Source organism: Rheinheimera sp. UJ51 (genome assembly GCF_020819615.1).
Taxonomy (GTDB): Bacteria; Pseudomonadota; Gammaproteobacteria; order Enterobacterales; family Alteromonadaceae; genus Alishewanella; species Alishewanella maricola.
The window spans coordinates 349,063-365,122 of the sequence record NZ_JAJHOG010000004.1; the positions used below are offsets into that span (position 1 = coordinate 349,063).

Genomic DNA, 16,060 nt, shown 5'->3' on the forward strand with positions numbered 1-16,060 from the left:
TAGGCCAGCTTTGCACCGAACAGACTTAAGCCAGTATTTGCTCAAGCAACTGCATCAACACCAGCCCTCGCGGCTGGTGTTGGCTTATAGCGGTGGCTTAGACTCACAAGTTTTATTGCATTTACTTTGGCCTTTATGCCAACAACACGCCATTCCCTTGCAAGTGGTGCATGTACATCACGGGCTAAGCCCGCAAGCCGATGCCTGGGCCCGTTTTTGCCAGCAACAGTGTCAACAGCTTAACCTGCCTTTTGAGCTTTGCCATGTACACCTGCCGTCTAATACCAATATTGAGCAACAAGCACGCCGCGCTCGGTATCAGGTACTCGCGGATTACATTACTGAGCCTCAAACGAGCTTAGTGTGCGCACATCATGCCGATGATCAATTCGAGACCCTACTGCTAGCGTTAAAGCGCGGTGCCGGCTTAAACGGTTTAGCCGCCATGCCAAGCCGTCGACATTTTGCCAAGGGTCAGTTGTGGCGGCCGTTACTGGCCATCAGTCGCCAACAGTTAGTGGATTATGCCACTCGCCATGCGTTGTCTTGGGTAGAAGATGAAAGTAATCAGAACACCGAGTTTGAGCGCAATTTTCTGCGACATACGGTGAGCCCGGTATTAAAACAGCGCTGGCCGCAGTGGCTCAGTACGGTAGGGCGCAGTGTGCAACATCTGCAAGATGCCGCCAGTTTAGCGGAATATTATACCGAACAAGCGCTAGCGCGTTGTGCCACGCCAGATAAGCTCGATCTTATTGCACTGAGTCAGCAGCATCCGTTACAGCAAGACTTGGTGTTACGCCGTTGGTTATATGCTGCCGGCTTTAATCCAGAAACACAGTGGCTTTTAACGTTAAAACAGCAAGTTATCGCGGCGCAAGCCGATGCTCAGCCGCAATTAGTGGCCGGCCGCTTGCTGGTTCGCCGTTATCAACAGCATCTTTATTTACTGAATAACGATTCTCAACGGCAAGCCTTACCGAGTTGCGTATTAACTTGGCAACAAGCTTGTCAGCTGCCCGAGGATCTGGGGCAGTTACTCTGGCATAAAACCAAGGTAGCGGGATCATTAGCATTAGCTGAAGCGTCACAGCAGTATCAAGTGGTATTTGGTATGTTAAATTTGCCTTTTAAACCGGCAGGGAAGCAGACTAAGCCTTTAAAGCAGTGGTTTAAGCAATGGCAATTGCCCCCTTGGCAGCGAGGGCAAATACCGTTGCTGCTGCAGGAGGGCAAATTGGTGTTAGTCGCCGGTTATGCCAGTAGCTACAGCGATGAACAAGCTAAAGCGTGGCTTAGCTGGCAGCCAACAGAGAATGAGCTGCTTTTTCGAGCAACTTAACGCGGCCGCCATTATATTGACTGACCCGACCTTTGCCTGATGATTTAGCCTGATATAAGGCTTCATCGGCGGCATGAAATAAATCACGCGGTTGTTGTTCAGCCGATAACCGCGCCATACCGATACTGCAACCAACGTTATGGCTCGCTAGAAAAGCATTTGTATCAATGCTTTGCAGTAAACGCTCAGCCACCACATCCGCATGCTCTGCATCACTATCAGAGAGTAATACTGCAAATTCATCACCACCAAAGCGGAACAAACTGTCAGTGGCTCTTAACGATTCCCGCATACAATCTGCTACCGCGATCAACACCTCATCACCCACATAGTGGCCAGAGTTATCATTAACTTGTTTAAAGTTATCTAAATCTAATAACAATAACGTAAAGGGCAGTTGATGGCGTTTAGCCAGTTGCACGGCTTTGACAAAACTATCGTCAAAAAAGCGACGGTTGCCTAACGTGGTTAATGGATCTTTCAAAGCCATTTGCTGCAAGCGGCTGACCAGTAGGGCATTACGCAATGCAAATAGCCACTCTGATTCTAACAACAGCAATTGCCGTTGCACTAAAGGCGTAAACGCGTGCGCCGAATCATAACTAATTTCAGCTAAAACTTGGTTTTCTAACACCAATTTTGATTGGTGTTGGTAAGCCCCTTTTTTTGAACCGCGGGCTTGCAAGTTGCTGGAGTGGGTATTTAAAGTCATTCCGCACAAAGGCAAAACACGACCTGCGCTCATGGAGAAAATATCCAATTGTTGCTGCAAATCTAAGGTGGTTTGTAATTGACTGACTAAACTGCTTTCACTGCAGTCTGGAGTTTCTTGCCAAATACTGCCGATGGATAAGTCACCAAACGCATTAGTTAAGTTGCTTGATTCTTGCCACATATGCTCACCTTACCAGAATTTATTGTTGCACTGATAAGGATAAAGCAAATGTTAGGCCAGTTTTTTAAGTCATTGTTTTTATGCAGTTAAGTTTAATTTTGTTTAAGGTTGGCGGTTTTTTGACGGCATTAATTTTACGGTGCGGCAAGAAATTGCATAATGCGATCCATCTGCTGCATACCATCTTCATAGCCTAATTCAATTAAACGGCGCGTGTATTTTTGTTCGAATAATAGATAACTGACTAAGCTTGAATCAGAGTGTTGCCGAATACCCGTAACGCGCAGTAGGGTGCGAATGGCGATCGGTAAACACAAAAAATATTCACTGGCTAATTGATTAAAATTTTGGCTTGGATTAATCATGTAGCTTTGCACGGGCTTGAGTTCCGTTTCAATATTGTGCTGCTTTAACAGCTCAACCGTTTTATTGATGCGCTGCATTCGCTCTAAATCGGAGTTCAGCGTGTCGGTAAATACCGTATCAAGTAAATGCCCTGCCACCGTGGCTAAATCCGGGTGGTGTAAGCTGCGCTCTCGAAAAGCACCTCGGCGTGGGTCGTCGACACCAATAATCAAAATTTTATCAGCCCCCAAATGGATCGGCGAGCTAAGGGGAGCCAATTGATTCACAGAGCCATCACCAAAGTAGCGTTGATGGATACGCACCGAGGGAAACAGCAGCGGTATCGCCGCAGAAGCCATTAAATGATGCACATCTAACAGGGTGCGTTGGCCACAACGTTTGGCTCGGCGCCATTCTTCTGCGGTATCAGATTGAAAAAAGCTAATCGAATCGCCGGTGTTATAGCAAGAGGCGGTTACCGAGAAGCTAGATAGATAACCGCGCATGATATTTTGGTCAATGCGTTGCAAGTCGAGAATTTTGTTCAATAACTGCTTAAGCGGTTTGTTATCCAGTAAGCTGACCGGTTTTTTATTGGCGTAGTCTGCTTGAAAGGCACTGTAAACATTCCGAATTTGATGGCGAATTAGCCGAGGATAATCAGAGTAATACACCTGCGCGGTATGAAAGTTTCGCCAGACCGATTCAATTTTTTTCACCCCTAAATGAAAACAAGAGGCATAGCAGGCAAGGCCTGCACCATTAATGGCGCCAGCAGAAGTGCCACTGATAATCTTAAATGGCAGTGGGCTACTGCGTGGATATTGACTGGCAATCGCTTTAAGCACACCAACTTGATAGGCCGCTCGTGCGCCACCACCGGTTAACATTAATGCGGTCTTGCTAGATGTTACTGTGGGGTCTGTTTGCATAATAAGGTGTTAAACATCCTTCACTGAACTTTTTTTACAACCTGAACTCTTCAATTAGTATATTGCTGATAATTGAGATTAATGCAATGCTAGACGCCCTAAAGGGCAATTTATTTCAAAAGCACAGGTAAATCATTATGTCACAACAAGCTTCAGGTGGTGGACAGTCCGTTTATTATGCCGGTTTAGCAGGCGTAGTATTAATCATTATCGCTGCATTATGGTTTTTATTCAAAGGGCCGGCCGAACCGACCGAAACCGTCACGCTGCCACCGGTATTATTACCGCAACCCGAACAAGTGGCCGCAGTAGAGCAAGCTGAGCAAATGCAACCTGAAGCCGTTAACGAACCTGCCGTTATGCCAGAGCCGATAACAACCATTGAAACACCCGTGGCCGAAGTAAAACCCGAGCTACCGCCGTTACCACCGTTAAATGTCTCTGATAAAGTGATTAGCGACGATCTGTTAGCGCTGAACTGGAAAGCGGGTATGGCATCGCTATTTAATCGTGAAGATATGGTGCGGCATTTTGTGGTCACGGTTGATAATTTAGCGCAAGGCCGATTAGTCGCAGGCCATGCTGTATTATCTGCACCGGCTGACGCTTTTTTAGTTGAGCAAGTGGCCCCGGATCGCTTTCGGATGGCTGCTGCGAATGCCGCCCGCTATGAGCCTTATATTCAGCTGTTAGAAAGCGTACCAGCAAGACAGTTATTGGCTTTGAAAGCGCGTTATCAACCCTTGCTTGACGAGGCTTTCGCTGAGCTAGGCTATCCTGACATGAGTTTTGAACAGCGTTTACGTCAAACGATTAATCTATTGCTGGCTACGCCAGAGCTGTCGAGTCAGCCCGAATTAATCCGCCCTTCGGTCATGTATATTTACGCTGATCCGCAGTTAGAGGCGTTACCTGAAGCGCAGAAACAACTATTACGCTTATCACCGGCGCAACAACGTCGTTTAAAAGCGGTGCTGCAGACCTATCAGCAAGCTTTAGGTAATTAAACTGTTGTTTTTATCAGCGTTAGGGTTGCAGCTTGCTGCTTAGCACTTGCAACCCCGAACGGTTTTGCGGATAATGCGCGCTGCCGTTAAGGCAATACCATGGTAACTCCATTGGTCCTCTCGCAATACTAGTAGGCGAACCTGGTCAGGTCCGGAAGGAAGCAGCCACAGTTTATGATGTATGTGCCGGGATGTGGCTGGTGGAGTTGCCACCCAAACCCCTCGTTGTTCACTCTATTTTATTCAAAACGCTGACATAAGCTGCTGTTTCGCCGTTAACTCTCCCAGCATCAATTTGAAGTGATTGTGCTTTTTATCCCATTACGTTGCAAGCCGGGCAACCTCGCGCGACCAAGGTTTTAAGACGAGGGGTGTTTGAGCGAGGCACGGTAGTGCCGAACGAGTTACCTCGTCGCCTTGGCTGTGTTAGGTTGAGCCGGGCTTTCGCCGCAACGTAGGGTCGCATTTTCTTTGGATACTTTCTTTTGGCGACGCAAAAGAAAGTATCTCGCCAACGGCGAAAACGTTAAGTGTCTAGGTATCTGAAGCTAGAAGCCTGCAAAACGTTAAGCGCTGCGTAAAGCTTTGGCTGGAGCACGCGGTAAATACCTCCCTGTACGCTCCTCTTTTTCATCCCTGAAAAAGACGTCTCCAGCCAAAGTTTACTTCGCTGCTTACTCGCCTCGCATAAATCCAAGAGAATGCAAAAAGTCATAGCTTTTTTGCTGTTAATCCCCTTACGTTGCAAGCCGAGCAACCTGTCGAAAAGATTTGTATCTGACCTGAAAGGTTTCCCCCCTTTGCAGCGAGCCGACTGAACATCGTTGGCCAAGGTTTTAAGAAAACGGGTGTTTGAGTGCGGCGACGGTAGTGCCGTGCGAGTTACGTTTTCGCCTTGGACAGCGCATGAGCAGTTGGGCTTTCGAGCGGAAGTGGGGTCGCATTTTCTTTGGATACTTTCTTTTGGCGACGCAAAAGAAAGTATCTCGCCAACGGCGAAAACGTTAAGGGTTTAGGTATCTGAAGCTAGAAGATTGCAAAACGTTAAGCGCTGCGTAAAGCTTTGGCTGGAGCACGCGGTAAATACCTCCCTGTACGCTCCTCTTTTTCATCCCTGAAAAAGACGTCTTAAGCCAACGTTTACTTCGCTATTAACTCGCCCAGCATCAATTCGAAGTGATTGTGCTTTTTATCCCATTACGTTGCAAGCCGGGCAACCTCGCGCGGACAAGGTTTTAAGACGAGGGGTGTTTGAGCGAGGCACGGTAGTGCCGAACGAGTTACCTCGTCGCCTTGGCTGTGTTAGGTTGAGCCGGGCTTTCGCCGCAACGTGTGGTCGCATTTTCTTTGGATACTTTCTTTTGGCGACGCAAAAGAAAGTATCTCGCCAACGGCGAAAACGTTAAGTGTTTAGGTATCTGAAGCTAGAAGCCTGCAAAACGTTAAGCGCTGCGTAAAGCTTTGGCTGGAGCACGCGGTAAATACCTCCCTGTACGCTCCTCTTTTTCATCCCTGAAAAAGACGTCTCCAGCCAAAGTTTACTTCGCTGCTAACTCGCCTCGCATAAATCCAAGAGAATGCAAAAAGTCATAGCTTTTTTGCTGTTAATCCCCTTACGTTGCAAGCCGAGCAACCTGTCGAAAAGATTTGTATCTGACCTGAAAGGTTTCCCCCCTTTGCAGCGAGCCGACTGAACATCGTTGGCCAAGGTTTTAAGAAAACGGGTGTTTGAGTGCGGCGACGGTAGCGCCGTGCGAGTTACGTTTTCGCCTTGGACAGCGCATGAGCAGTTGGGCTTTCGAGCGGAAGTAGGGTCGCATTTTCTTTGGATACTTTCTTTTGGCGACGCAAAAGAAAGTATCTCGCCAACGGCGAAAACGTTAAGGGGTCTAGGTATCTGACCCCGAAGCTTGCCAAGCTTGACCGAAGCTTGTGAGATGTTCGCTACTCAGCACTTATTGCGAAGCTGCGACCAGTTTGTTCTCAGTATCTTTGACGACTAATTTTAAGGCCGCGAGCAAGGTGGCTGCTGGTAATTGCTGTTGCTCTAGCAACACAATAAGATCAACGGCCAGTTTGACATGGTCGGGTGCTTGCTCAAGAGATGACATTACTGATTATCCAAAAAGCTACGGGCACGGCTAACCGCCTCTTTTACTTTCATTTGCATTTCAAAGCGCTCGCTTTGTGGCATGTAAAAAGACATGTCCACTTCATAGCGAATGTATCGGGGGGGTAATAAGTTTAAAGAGATACAGCATAGATCAGCCAGATACTCGCTTTCCTTTTCTTGGTCTAATCCCAGCTCAACAATATGATCTAACAATAATTTTTCATAAAAATTATGAATATCGCTATCCAATGTCATGGCGTTTCTCCTGATAAATGTGCTTTAAGCATAATCAGCTTTGCTCGAAAAGACTACTGAAAGATTGAGTTAGTCGCGCGCCTTGTTACAATGCGCTGAACAGCGATAAGTGGTTATTAAACGTATGCAAAAAAATACAACAGCATGTTACTACGGCGATTACTTGCAACTCGACAAGCTTTTAACCGCCCAAGCCCCAGAAAGTAAGCGTTATGGCGCTGAAGCACATGATGAAACCTTATTCATTATAGTGCATCAGGTTTATGAGCTGTGGTTTAAACAAATTTTGCATGAGCTTGGCGCTGTGATGGCGGTGTTTGCTGAAGCTGAAGTCAAAGATGAACAATTAACCGGTATGGTGCATAAATTAAAGCGCATTATCAGTATTCAGCAACTGCTTAATCAGCAAATTGCGGTCATCGAAACCATGACACCGCAAGACTTTATGGCGTTTCGCGATTACTTGGTGCCGGCCTCCGGTTTTCAGAGCATTCAATTTAAAATGCTTGAAATTGGTTTGGGTTTAAAAAGCGAATTTCGCATCGATTTTGACAAAAATTCATTTTACAGTCGGTTAAATGCCACCGATCGTGAGTTTTTACAAAACTTAGAACAGGCGCCAAGTTTGTTTGAGCGCATTGAAAAGTGGTTAGAGCGCATGCCGTTCTTACAATTTGAAGACTTTAGTTTTTGGCAAATGTACCAACAAGCAACCGAACAGATGCTGCAAAATGATCAGAGTATCGTTTCGCAAATTGAGCAGATATCGGATGCCGAGCGTGATCTCCAGCTGCAAGAAATTGCCCGTACGCGTGAAAAATTTTCGGCCTTACTCGATCCGGAGAAATATCAGCAATTACAACAGCAAGGTAGTTTTCGGTTAAGTCAAAAAGCCATGCTGTCGGCCTTGTTTATCAACTTATATCAAGAAGAGCCGCTGTTTAATTTACCGTTTCAGTTATTAACCTGTTTAACAGAGATTGATGAACAACTGACGATCTGGCGTTACAAGCATGCCATGATGGTACAACGGATGTTGGGCAGTAAAATAGGCACCGGCGGCTCGTCAGGGCATGATTATTTAAAGCGCACTACTGAGAAGAATCGTATCTTCACCGATTTATTCACTATGGCAACCTTTTTACTGCCAAAGTCAGCTTTACCGGCCTTACCCACGGCGATCAAACGGCAGTTAGGTTTTTATTTCGCGCCCCAAGCTTGAGCCAAAGACGTTGAACGCCGCTTTAAATAACTGCAGATGCACCGCAGTGAGTGCGGCGAGATCGCGTTGATAGCCTCCGCCAATGACTGCTGCGACCGGGATCTGTTTGGCGCGGCAGCGTTCAAGTACTAACTGATCGCGCTGGGCGATAGTCGCCGTGCTGATCGATAATAAACCTAAATCATCGTTTTTATGCACATCCACGCCTGCGTCGTACAAAACCAGTTCAGGGCGATACCACGTTAATAAACTGTCTAAGCTTTGCTGCACGGTTTCTAAATACTCGTGTTCGCTACAGTGCGTTGCTACGCCAATATCCCAATCAGAGTGTTGTTTGCGTGCCGGAAAGTTTTTCTCACAATGAATGGAAGCAGTGATAATTTCTGGCTCGTTGGCTAACAACAGCGCGGTACCATCGCCTTGATGCACATCCAGATCAAAAATTAAGATCGGACCCACACCCCGTTGTATCAGCGTTTTGGCGGTGAAAGCCAAATCATTAAACAGGCAAAAGCCACTGCCAAAATCATGAAAAGCGTGATGATAACCACCGCTTAGATGCACGGCTAAACCTTGTGCTAACGCTAATTCTGCGGTGTGTAAAGTGCCACCTATCGATTGCAATGAGCGTGAAATCAGTTGTTCAGACCACGGAAAACCAATACGGCGCATGGCTTTGGCATCCAGCGTGCCGCTGCATAAGGCTTCAACATAGTGACTGGCATGGATACAACTGAGTTCGGCGGGTAGGGCAGCGGGCGCTGCGGTAAAATGTGCGTCGGGTACACCGATAGCGAGCAGTGCTTGTTGCAAAGCGCGATACTTACCAATCGGGTAACGATGGCGCTCGGGTAAAGCCAATTCGCTGTAACAAGGATGATAAATTAGCGGCGGTAACGCTTGGCTCATCGGTTTTTTCCTGCCTCCAGTTTTTGAATGGCTAACTCAACTTCATAAATTGCTTTTCGACAGCGACCCAAGCGACCATGTAGCGTCAAAGTGCGGTTGGTTGCTTCTGCATCACTTTCCCGCTCGGCTTGTCGCACCATGTCTAATAAGCGGCTTTCATATTGCTGGTATTCACTTAGCTGTTGATACAACTGCTGACCTGTGACCGCAAGTTGTTGCACCGCCGCTTTAGTACGAGGGGCCGCGACATGCTGATGTTGTTGGCGCACTTGATTGAGCCGAAATGCCTGGGTTAACGCTGAAATTTGTTCATTTAAGCGTTCAGTAATCCGTTGTTTGGCTGTGGTAGATAAGTTATCCGCCTGTTGTTGCAGTCGGTTTAGATTACGCACGCTATCCTGCACATAATCTGCCAGATCCGGTGAATGACAACTAAACAAGGCAGAATCGAACCAGTGCACCGGCTTACCGGGTTTTCTTTGCCGATCAAGTTGTTGCGCCCAGCTTAATAATTGTTGCAATTGTGCTTGTAACTGACGCAGTTGCTCCGAGGTTAAGCTGTTCATCTTAAGCGCTCCAAGCCTGCCACGCTAAACGTGCCGCAATGGCAATGACTACACTGATAAATACGGGCCGGATAAACTTACTGCCGAAACGAATGGCCGAGTGCGCACCTAACCAAGCACCGCACATCAAGCAAAAACCCATGGCGAAACCCAGGGTAAAATGCACATGGCCCAGCACAATAAAAGCGGCCAATGAAAACCCATTACTGACAAAATTCATGGTTCTGGCGACACCACTGGTCAGTAGTAAGTTAATTTTATACATTGCCATGGTCGACACCATCCAAAAAGCGCCAGTACCCGGGCCGGCTACGCCATCATAAAAGCCCAAAGTGAACCCCTGCAGACGTTGTTGCCAAAACAATTTTTTACTCGGTGTCGGTAATGTCATCCGATCATCGGGCTGCATGCGGTTAAATAGGGTATAAATTGCAGCAAAAAGAATGAGGATGGGTAACAGTTTTTCTAACAATGCGGTACTTAATTGATCGACGACCAAGGTACCGATTAATGCGCCTAGGGCGGTAAAAATCAGGCTGGTGCGCCAATAACGTGGGTCAAATAGACGCTTGCGATAATAAGTAAGCGAGGCGGTAAAAGAACCAAAGGTCGCGGCCAGTTTATTGGTGCCTAACACCACATGCGGTGGCAAACCCGCAGTAAGCAAAGCCGGTACCGTTAATAAACCGCCACCGCCGGCGATAGCGTCGATATAACCGGCAATAAAGGCTACACTGCAGAGTAATAGCAGCAGTTCTGTCGTAAGAACCAGCTCGGGCATAACGGTTGAGTTCCTGTCAGTATTCTATATTTCGGCGAAATGGCGGCAGTGCATCAAGCATGGCTTTACCATAGGTTTTACTTACCAGTCGGCGATCTAAAATAACGATACGCCCTTCATCTTGCTCTTGGCGCAGCAGTCTACCACAAGACTGCACCAGTTTTTTCGCCGCAGCCGGAATACTTAATTGTAAAAAAGCATTACCGCCACGGGCGGTGATGGCTTCACTCAAGGCTTCCTCCAGTGGTGAGGTGGGTACTGCGAAGGGTAATTTAGTAATAATGAGATTGGTGAGTAATTTTCCGGGTAAATCTAACCCTTCCGAAAAGCTTTGTGTGCCAAATAATATACTGGCGTTATCGCCATTCACCCTGTCTGCATGTAATTGCAGCAAAGCTTGTCGCGAAGCCTCGCCTTGTACTAGTAGCGTAAAACCTTGTTTGCGAAGCTCAGTGGCCACTTCTTGCATTTGCCAATAAGACGCAAATAACACCAAAGATCCGGCAGGGGTATTGAGGTATTGAGGTAACAAGCGTACCAGTTCAGCTGTAAAAGCGCTGTCAGTAGGTTCACATCGTGTTTTGGGTAGCAGTATTTCAGCTTGTTGTTGATAAGCAAAAGGTGAATCGACTTGTAAACATTGCAAGCCAGTATGGGCATTTAACCCTAATTCCTTTTTTGCATAATCGAACGAGTTTAAGGCGGTCAGTGTGGCAGAGCAAAGGATCACCGCAAAGGCTTGGCTAAATAACAGCTGTTCTAATTGTAAGCCGGCAGCCAAGGGGCTGGCGTGCATAAATAAAAGATCGGTATCAGCACGCCGCTGTAACCAACGCGCTTGCCAAGCGGGTTCTTTTTGCTCTTGTTGTAATAATTGCCACAGGGCTTGCTGTTGCTCAAAGCGTTGGCGCGCATAAGCCAGCTCTTGTAATAACGTGTACCATAGCTTAGGGATCTTACTGTTTTCCGTAAGCTTTTGCTGTAGCTCGGTTAACAACTTATCGCACAGGTGAGTGGCTTTTTGCGCTGCTTGTGCCAAAACCTCAGCTTGTTGCTGCCACAATTTGGGTAAAGCCGCGTGTTTAAAACGATATTCGGTTTGCTGTTTACTGCTAAACCAACTGGGTAGAAATTCTTGCACACTGCGCTGAATCGGTTTAAGCGCGACGTTAAAATCACTCACCGCATCGTCTAAGCGCATGCAATCGCGCAATGCGGTATCGGGTAAAACGGCTTGGAGTTGCGTAAGCGTCTTCCGAAATTTCTCTAACCAAGGGCCATTTTCCGTTAATTGTGCGCTGGCGCTAAGTAGCTCTCTGCCACAGCTTGCGAGATGATGTGCTTCATCAATCACATAAAGGGTTTCTTCCGGTTCGGGCAATACCGCGCCACCGTTTAATAAGTCTGATAACAGTAAACTGTGATTGACCACTAACACTTGTGCATTGCTGATCTCAGCACGGGCTAAGTGAAAAGGACAGTGTAAATGTCGACGCTGTGTTTTACTGCAGTAGTGGGCATCGGCTTGTAAGCTATACCAGAGCTCGTCAGTAACAGACTCGGGTAACGTATCGCGGTCGCCCAGCCAGCTACGTTGTTGCCAAGCGTCTAACAAACGTTGTAATAACGCTTGTTGATGGGCATCAGGTGCATCCTGACTAAACAGCGTAGGTTGTTGTATCCGTTGTTGTAAACGCTCAATACAGGCATAGCGCTGTCGGCCTTTCACCAGACTGTAATCAAACTCTAAGCCGCTGTGTTGCCGAAAAAAAGGCAAGTCTTTATTCACTAGCTGCTCTTGCAGTGCCACCGTTGCCGTCGCAATCACGACTATTTTCTTTTGACTTAAGGCATAAGGCAGGGTGCCAAGCAGATAGGCTAAAGATTTGCCCGTACCGGTACCCGCCTCAATTAAACCGATGCGATCGTAGCGATCGTATTGGCCTGCAACGATATTCGCTATTTCTGCAATCAATTTATTCTGCGTGGGCCGAGGCTGGTAGTTAGGCAATTGTTGTTTTAATTGTTGATGTATTTGCCTAATCTGTTGTTTTGTACCGTTATTTAGCATCTTAAAATCTTCTTAGTTTTTACATTTACACGTCAAAAGTTACTTTTGCATCACTATGTATCTGATTTGTATAGTAAAGGTATTTAATGCTTTTGGCGGTTAAAAAATACAAATGTTGAACAACTTTGTTTGGTTGACATGATTGACCAGCCCGATTGTTATGTTTATTATCAAGACGTGGAATAATAATTCCAACGATTTCTTGAACTTTTTCGAAGGTCAGGATAAAGCTTATACACAGAATCACACCCAATGTGATCCAGGGAGAACACCATGTTTACCACTAATAAAATTTCGGGCTCAGTGCGTCTTGCTTTGTTCTTGAGTGCATCATCAGTTGCTATGTATTCTGGTACTGCATTCGCTCAACAAGAAACACCAGCAGCAGAAGAAAAAGTTGAACGTATTTCTGTAACGGGTAGCCGTATCAGAAGTGCAAACGCAATGTCTACCAGCCCAATTAACACTATTGATGCTGTAGAAATTGAAAAACAACAACAACCTGAAATTGAACGCGTATTACGTGTCTTACCTGGCGCAGTCCCAGGTGATAACAGTAACGTGAACAACGGTACAGGCGGCGCAGCCACCATCAGTTTACGTGGCTTAGGTTCAAACCGTAACCTTATTTTGGTTGATGGCAAGCGCGTTGTACCATTCAACACTGCAGGTAGCGTAGATACCTCTACTATCCCTACTGCATTAATCGACCGTGTAGAAGTGGTTACTGGTGGTGCTTCAGCCGTTTACGGTTCTGATGCAATCTCTGGTGCCATCAACTTCATCATGAAGAAGAATTTTGAAGGTGTGCAATTAGACGCAGGCCATTCAAGAACGGCTGAAGCTGATGCCTTCACTGACAACCTTGCCTTAACCATTGGTGGCAACTTTGACGATGATAAAGGTAATGCCGTTGTTTCTTTCAGTTACTATGACCGTGACCCATTATTGTTAGGTCAACGTGCTTTAGGTAATTATGGTATTTCTACTGCAACTGGCGGTAACTTATCTAACTTCCAACAAGGTATCGCGCCTATTCCACCAACAGCCGCATTATGTGGCCAAAATGCGCCAAACGTAGTAGCGCCAGGTGGCGGTAGTGGTACAACTATCCCAACTCGTGTTGGTATCGTTGGCGCCACTGGCACCAGCGGTCAGTTCCGTGATGATGGTTCTTTAGTTATTGGCCCAACATGTTCTGCCTTTAACTTCAACCCATACAACTATTATCAAACACCGTCTAAGCGTTTCAGCGGTACTGCTATTGCGCATTGGGACGTTAATGATGATACAACCGTTTACGGTTCATTCAACTTCACTGACACGAACGTAGCACAGCAAGTAGCACCTTCAGGTATCTTTGGTAATACCTTTATGGTTCCGGTTGCTAACCCATTCTTCTCTGATCAAGCGCGTAACGCTTTAGTTACTGCGGCTAATAACAGCATCAGTCAGTTAAACGGTCCTGGTTTAACCACCTGGATTGATGGCAACAACAACGGTGTAGTTGATACCCCTGACTCATTGTTACTTTCTATCTTCCGTCGTACTGTAGAGCTTGGCCCCCGTTCAACTGAGTTCAATACCGATCAGTTCCAGTTAGTGGGTGGTGTAAAAGGCTTTATCAATGACTCTTGGGCATATGATGTATCGTTACAACACGGCGAAACTAACCGTGTAAACACTAACGCGGGTTATACCAACGTTGCTAACATCGCGAATGCCTTAAATGCAAGCAGCACCACTACATGTAATGTTGGTGGCTCAACTTGCGTGCCAATTAACCTGTTTGGCGGTTTCGGTACTATCACCCCTGAAATGGCTGCTTATGCATCAGCAACGGCATTCTCTACAACTGCTTATCAACAACGTGTTGCTTCAGCAGTAATTGATGGTCCAATTGATGCTGTGGTTTCTCCATTTGCTGATACACCATTAGCTATGAGCTTTGGTTATGAATACCGCGAAGAGTCGGCATTCTTTAACCCAGATGAGTGTTTAAAGTTGGCTCCATCTAGCTGTTTAGGTGGCGCAGGTGGTAACTCATTACCGGTTGGTGGTTCGTTCAAAGTAAATGAACTATACGGCGAAGGTAAACTTGCTTTAGTTGAAGGCAAAGAGCTGGTTGATCTGCTTGAGTTAGAGTTCGGTTACCGTCACTCTCACTATGATACTGTTGGCGCAACAGGCAGCTGGAAACTAGGTTTAGCTTACCGTCCAACTGACGAGTTGTTAGTGCGTGTAATGAAGCAAAAAGCAACGCGCGCGCCTAACGTTGGCGAGTTGTATGCACCATTAACCACTAACTTAGATAACGCTGATTTAGACCCTTGTTCATTATCTAACCCGAACATCAGTGCTACATTACGTGCGCTGTGTATTTCAACAGGCCAAACTGCTGCACAAGTTGGTCAGGTAAATGATATCGTTTCTGGTCAGATCAACATTCTGTCAGGTTCTAACCCGAACAGTTTACCAAACGAAGAAACCGCCAATACTACAACTGTAGGTTTTGTGTGGAGTCCAGAATTTGACTCTGTTAAACGTGCAATGTTCTCTGTTGATTACTACGACATTAATATTGATGGATACATTGGTGAAAACTCTGCTCAAGAAATCTTAGACGGTTGTTATGAGCTTGGTATTGCCGCACAGTGTGCGCAAATCACGCGTATCGGTGGTTCATTGAACATTCCTGGTGCGGGTGTTGAAGCCTATACCACTAACCTGTCTTACATCAAAACGCGTGGTGTTGAAGCGGCTTTCAACTTCGGCTTTGATTTAGGCGACATGGGTATGTTGGATTTCGCGGGTAATATCAACAAGTATCTTGAAGTGAAGAGCTTAAGCTCGCCAGTATCAGCAGTGATTGATTGTAACGGTTTCTATGGTACTAACTGCGCACCACAGCATGAAATCAAAGGTACTCAACGTACTACTTGGAACATGAATGACCTATCTGTATCACTATTATGGCGTTACTTAGGTTCAATCGAGCGTGAAACTGCGCAACAAGCAGGTACTTTTGAAGCCTTCCGTCAAATTGGTTCATTCAGCTACTTCGACTTAGCCACAAGCTATGTTGCTTCTGAAAACCTGACTATCCGTTTCGGTGTGGATAACTTGTTTGACCGTGACGCACCAGTCGTTGGTGGCGAAGCAGGTAGCACTGCAACTAACAACGGTAACACTTTCCCAGGTTACTATGACATGTTAGGCCGTACTTACCGTTTTGGTATTTCTCTGAAATATTAATATTGCGTAAGTTACTCGGTTAATAAAAACCTCTGACAATTGTCAGAGGTTTTTTTTTGCAACAATGAAAAAACATCATGTTTATTAAGCGAATGACGGCAGTGGGTACTTGTTAAGCTATCTGCAAGGTTGACGATGAGTTAACTAAGCGCTGATTTTATTTTTTACTTAGAAACCTTCGCTAAATCTTTCTAATAAAACAGGTAGCAAAAAACACTGTTAAGTACGCTTAATGTAAAGTAAATGAGCTTATGTTGTTTTAATTTATTTAACTTTTTTAAGCTGTATTGTTTTATTAACACATAAAAAGAAATAGTGTCAAAAAGTTCAATTTTTGCGACTAATAACATGCTTTTAATCTTGACCT

Annotated in this window: 12 protein-coding genes and 1 other RNA gene; 5 read left to right on the forward strand and 8 right to left on the reverse strand. The window is 46.0% G+C overall.

The window, feature by feature from the left end; all coding sequences use genetic code 11:
* The first annotated feature begins 10 nt into the window (after positions 1-10).
* Positions 11-1,342: a tRNA lysidine(34) synthetase TilS gene (gene tilS, locus LMJ53_RS07580; protein WP_229585500.1), complete on the forward strand. Its 1,332-nt coding sequence runs from the start codon at positions 11-13 to the stop codon at positions 1,340-1,342.
* Here tilS and LMJ53_RS07585 read toward each other — a convergent pair.
* Entirely contained in the window at positions 1,296-2,237 is a 942-nt protein-coding gene (locus LMJ53_RS07585) for a GGDEF domain-containing protein (protein WP_229585501.1), read from the reverse strand. The genes tilS and LMJ53_RS07585 overlap by 47 nt on opposite strands.
* A 134-nt stretch (positions 2,238-2,371) precedes the next feature.
* Positions 2,372-3,514: a patatin-like phospholipase family protein gene (locus tag LMJ53_RS07590; RefSeq protein ID WP_229585502.1), complete on the reverse strand. Its 1,143-nt coding sequence runs from the start codon at positions 3,512-3,514 to the stop codon at positions 2,372-2,374.
* A 137-nt stretch (positions 3,515-3,651) separates the two neighbouring features.
* Between LMJ53_RS07590 and LMJ53_RS07595 the strand changes: the two genes are divergently transcribed.
* Both LMJ53_RS07595 and ffs read left to right on the forward strand, forming a co-directional pair.
* Positions 3,652-4,521 carry a DUF3014 domain-containing protein gene (locus LMJ53_RS07595; protein WP_229585503.1) on the forward strand — a complete coding sequence of 290 codons (870 nt, stop codon included), beginning with the start codon at positions 3,652-3,654 and terminating at the stop codon, positions 4,519-4,521.
* A 109-nt stretch (positions 4,522-4,630) separates the two neighbouring features.
* An RNA gene (gene ffs / locus LMJ53_RS07600) (signal recognition particle sRNA small type) lies at positions 4,631-4,727 on the forward strand.
* A 1,749-nt stretch (positions 4,728-6,476) separates the two neighbouring features.
* Here the strand turns inward: ffs and LMJ53_RS07605 are convergent.
* Together LMJ53_RS07605 and LMJ53_RS07610 are read right to left on the reverse strand one after the other, a co-directional pair.
* The gene (locus LMJ53_RS07605) at positions 6,477-6,632 is read right to left on the reverse strand and encodes a DUF2496 domain-containing protein (RefSeq protein ID WP_229585504.1); all 156 of its coding nucleotides are present in this window, start codon (positions 6,630-6,632) and stop codon (positions 6,477-6,479) included.
* Positions 6,632-6,889: a late competence development ComFB family protein gene (locus LMJ53_RS07610; RefSeq protein WP_229585505.1), complete on the reverse strand. Its 258-nt coding sequence runs from the start codon at positions 6,887-6,889 to the stop codon at positions 6,632-6,634. The genes LMJ53_RS07605 and LMJ53_RS07610 overlap by 1 nt, the downstream gene beginning before the upstream one ends.
* Positions 6,890-7,013: 124 nt before the next feature.
* On the opposite strand from LMJ53_RS07610, the gene LMJ53_RS07615 reads away from it, so the two are divergent.
* Positions 7,014-8,111, forward strand: a complete 1,098-nt coding sequence (locus LMJ53_RS07615; protein WP_229585506.1) for a tryptophan 2,3-dioxygenase family protein — start codon at positions 7,014-7,016, stop codon at positions 8,109-8,111.
* Here LMJ53_RS07615 and LMJ53_RS07620 read toward each other — a convergent pair.
* From LMJ53_RS07620 to dinG, 4 genes are read right to left on the reverse strand one after another with little or no spacing between them, the layout of a single operon-like run.
* On the reverse strand, positions 8,082-9,020 hold the full coding sequence (locus LMJ53_RS07620; protein WP_229585507.1) for a histone deacetylase: 939 nt from the start codon (positions 9,018-9,020) through the stop codon (positions 8,082-8,084). The genes LMJ53_RS07615 and LMJ53_RS07620 overlap by 30 nt on opposite strands.
* Positions 9,017-9,586, reverse strand: a complete 570-nt coding sequence (gene priC / locus LMJ53_RS07625) for a primosomal replication protein PriC (protein WP_229585508.1) — start codon at positions 9,584-9,586, stop codon at positions 9,017-9,019. Before priC ends, LMJ53_RS07620 begins: the two co-directional genes overlap by 4 nt.
* 1 nt (position 9,587) lies before the next feature.
* Entirely contained in the window at positions 9,588-10,367 is a 780-nt protein-coding gene (locus LMJ53_RS07630; RefSeq protein WP_229585509.1) for a sulfite exporter TauE/SafE family protein, read from the reverse strand.
* Positions 10,368-10,383: 16 nt separating this feature from the next.
* Positions 10,384-12,438 carry an ATP-dependent DNA helicase DinG gene (gene dinG, locus LMJ53_RS07635; RefSeq protein ID WP_229585510.1) on the reverse strand — a complete coding sequence of 685 codons (2,055 nt, stop codon included), beginning with the start codon at positions 12,436-12,438 and terminating at the stop codon, positions 10,384-10,386.
* A gap of 273 nt (positions 12,439-12,711) precedes the next feature.
* Here dinG and LMJ53_RS07640 point away from each other — a divergent pair, with 273 nt between their 5' ends.
* Positions 12,712-15,693 carry a TonB-dependent receptor domain-containing protein gene (locus LMJ53_RS07640; protein ID WP_229585511.1) on the forward strand — a complete coding sequence of 994 codons (2,982 nt, stop codon included), beginning with the start codon at positions 12,712-12,714 and terminating at the stop codon, positions 15,691-15,693.
* Positions 15,694-16,060: the final 367 nt, after the last annotated feature.

Excerpts from the sequence above, each read along its gene's own strand:
- dinG (WP_229585510.1), bottom strand. The coding sequence starts at position 12,438 with ATGCTAAATAACGGTACAAAACAACAGATTAGGCAAATACATCAACAA.
- LMJ53_RS07630 (WP_229585509.1), bottom strand. The coding sequence starts at position 10,367 with ATGCCCGAGCTGGTTCTTACGACAGAACTGCTGCTATTACTCTGCAGT.
- LMJ53_RS07620 (WP_229585507.1), bottom strand. The coding sequence starts at position 9,020 with ATGAGCCAAGCGTTACCGCCGCTAATTTATCATCCTTGTTACAGCGAA.
- LMJ53_RS07610 (WP_229585505.1), bottom strand. The coding sequence starts at position 6,889 with ATGACATTGGATAGCGATATTCATAATTTTTATGAAAAATTATTGTTA.
- priC (WP_229585508.1), bottom strand. The coding sequence starts at position 9,586 with ATGAACAGCTTAACCTCGGAGCAACTGCGTCAGTTACAAGCACAATTG.
- LMJ53_RS07615 (WP_229585506.1), top strand. The coding sequence starts at position 7,014 with ATGCAAAAAAATACAACAGCATGTTACTACGGCGATTACTTGCAACTC.
- LMJ53_RS07585 (WP_229585501.1), bottom strand. The coding sequence starts at position 2,237 with ATGTGGCAAGAATCAAGCAACTTAACTAATGCGTTTGGTGACTTATCC.
- LMJ53_RS07595 (WP_229585503.1), top strand. The coding sequence starts at position 3,652 with ATGTCACAACAAGCTTCAGGTGGTGGACAGTCCGTTTATTATGCCGGT.
- LMJ53_RS07640 (WP_229585511.1), top strand. The coding sequence starts at position 12,712 with ATGTTTACCACTAATAAAATTTCGGGCTCAGTGCGTCTTGCTTTGTTC.
- LMJ53_RS07590 (WP_229585502.1), bottom strand. The coding sequence starts at position 3,514 with ATGCAAACAGACCCCACAGTAACATCTAGCAAGACCGCATTAATGTTA.
- LMJ53_RS07605 (WP_229585504.1), bottom strand. The coding sequence starts at position 6,632 with ATGTCATCTCTTGAGCAAGCACCCGACCATGTCAAACTGGCCGTTGAT.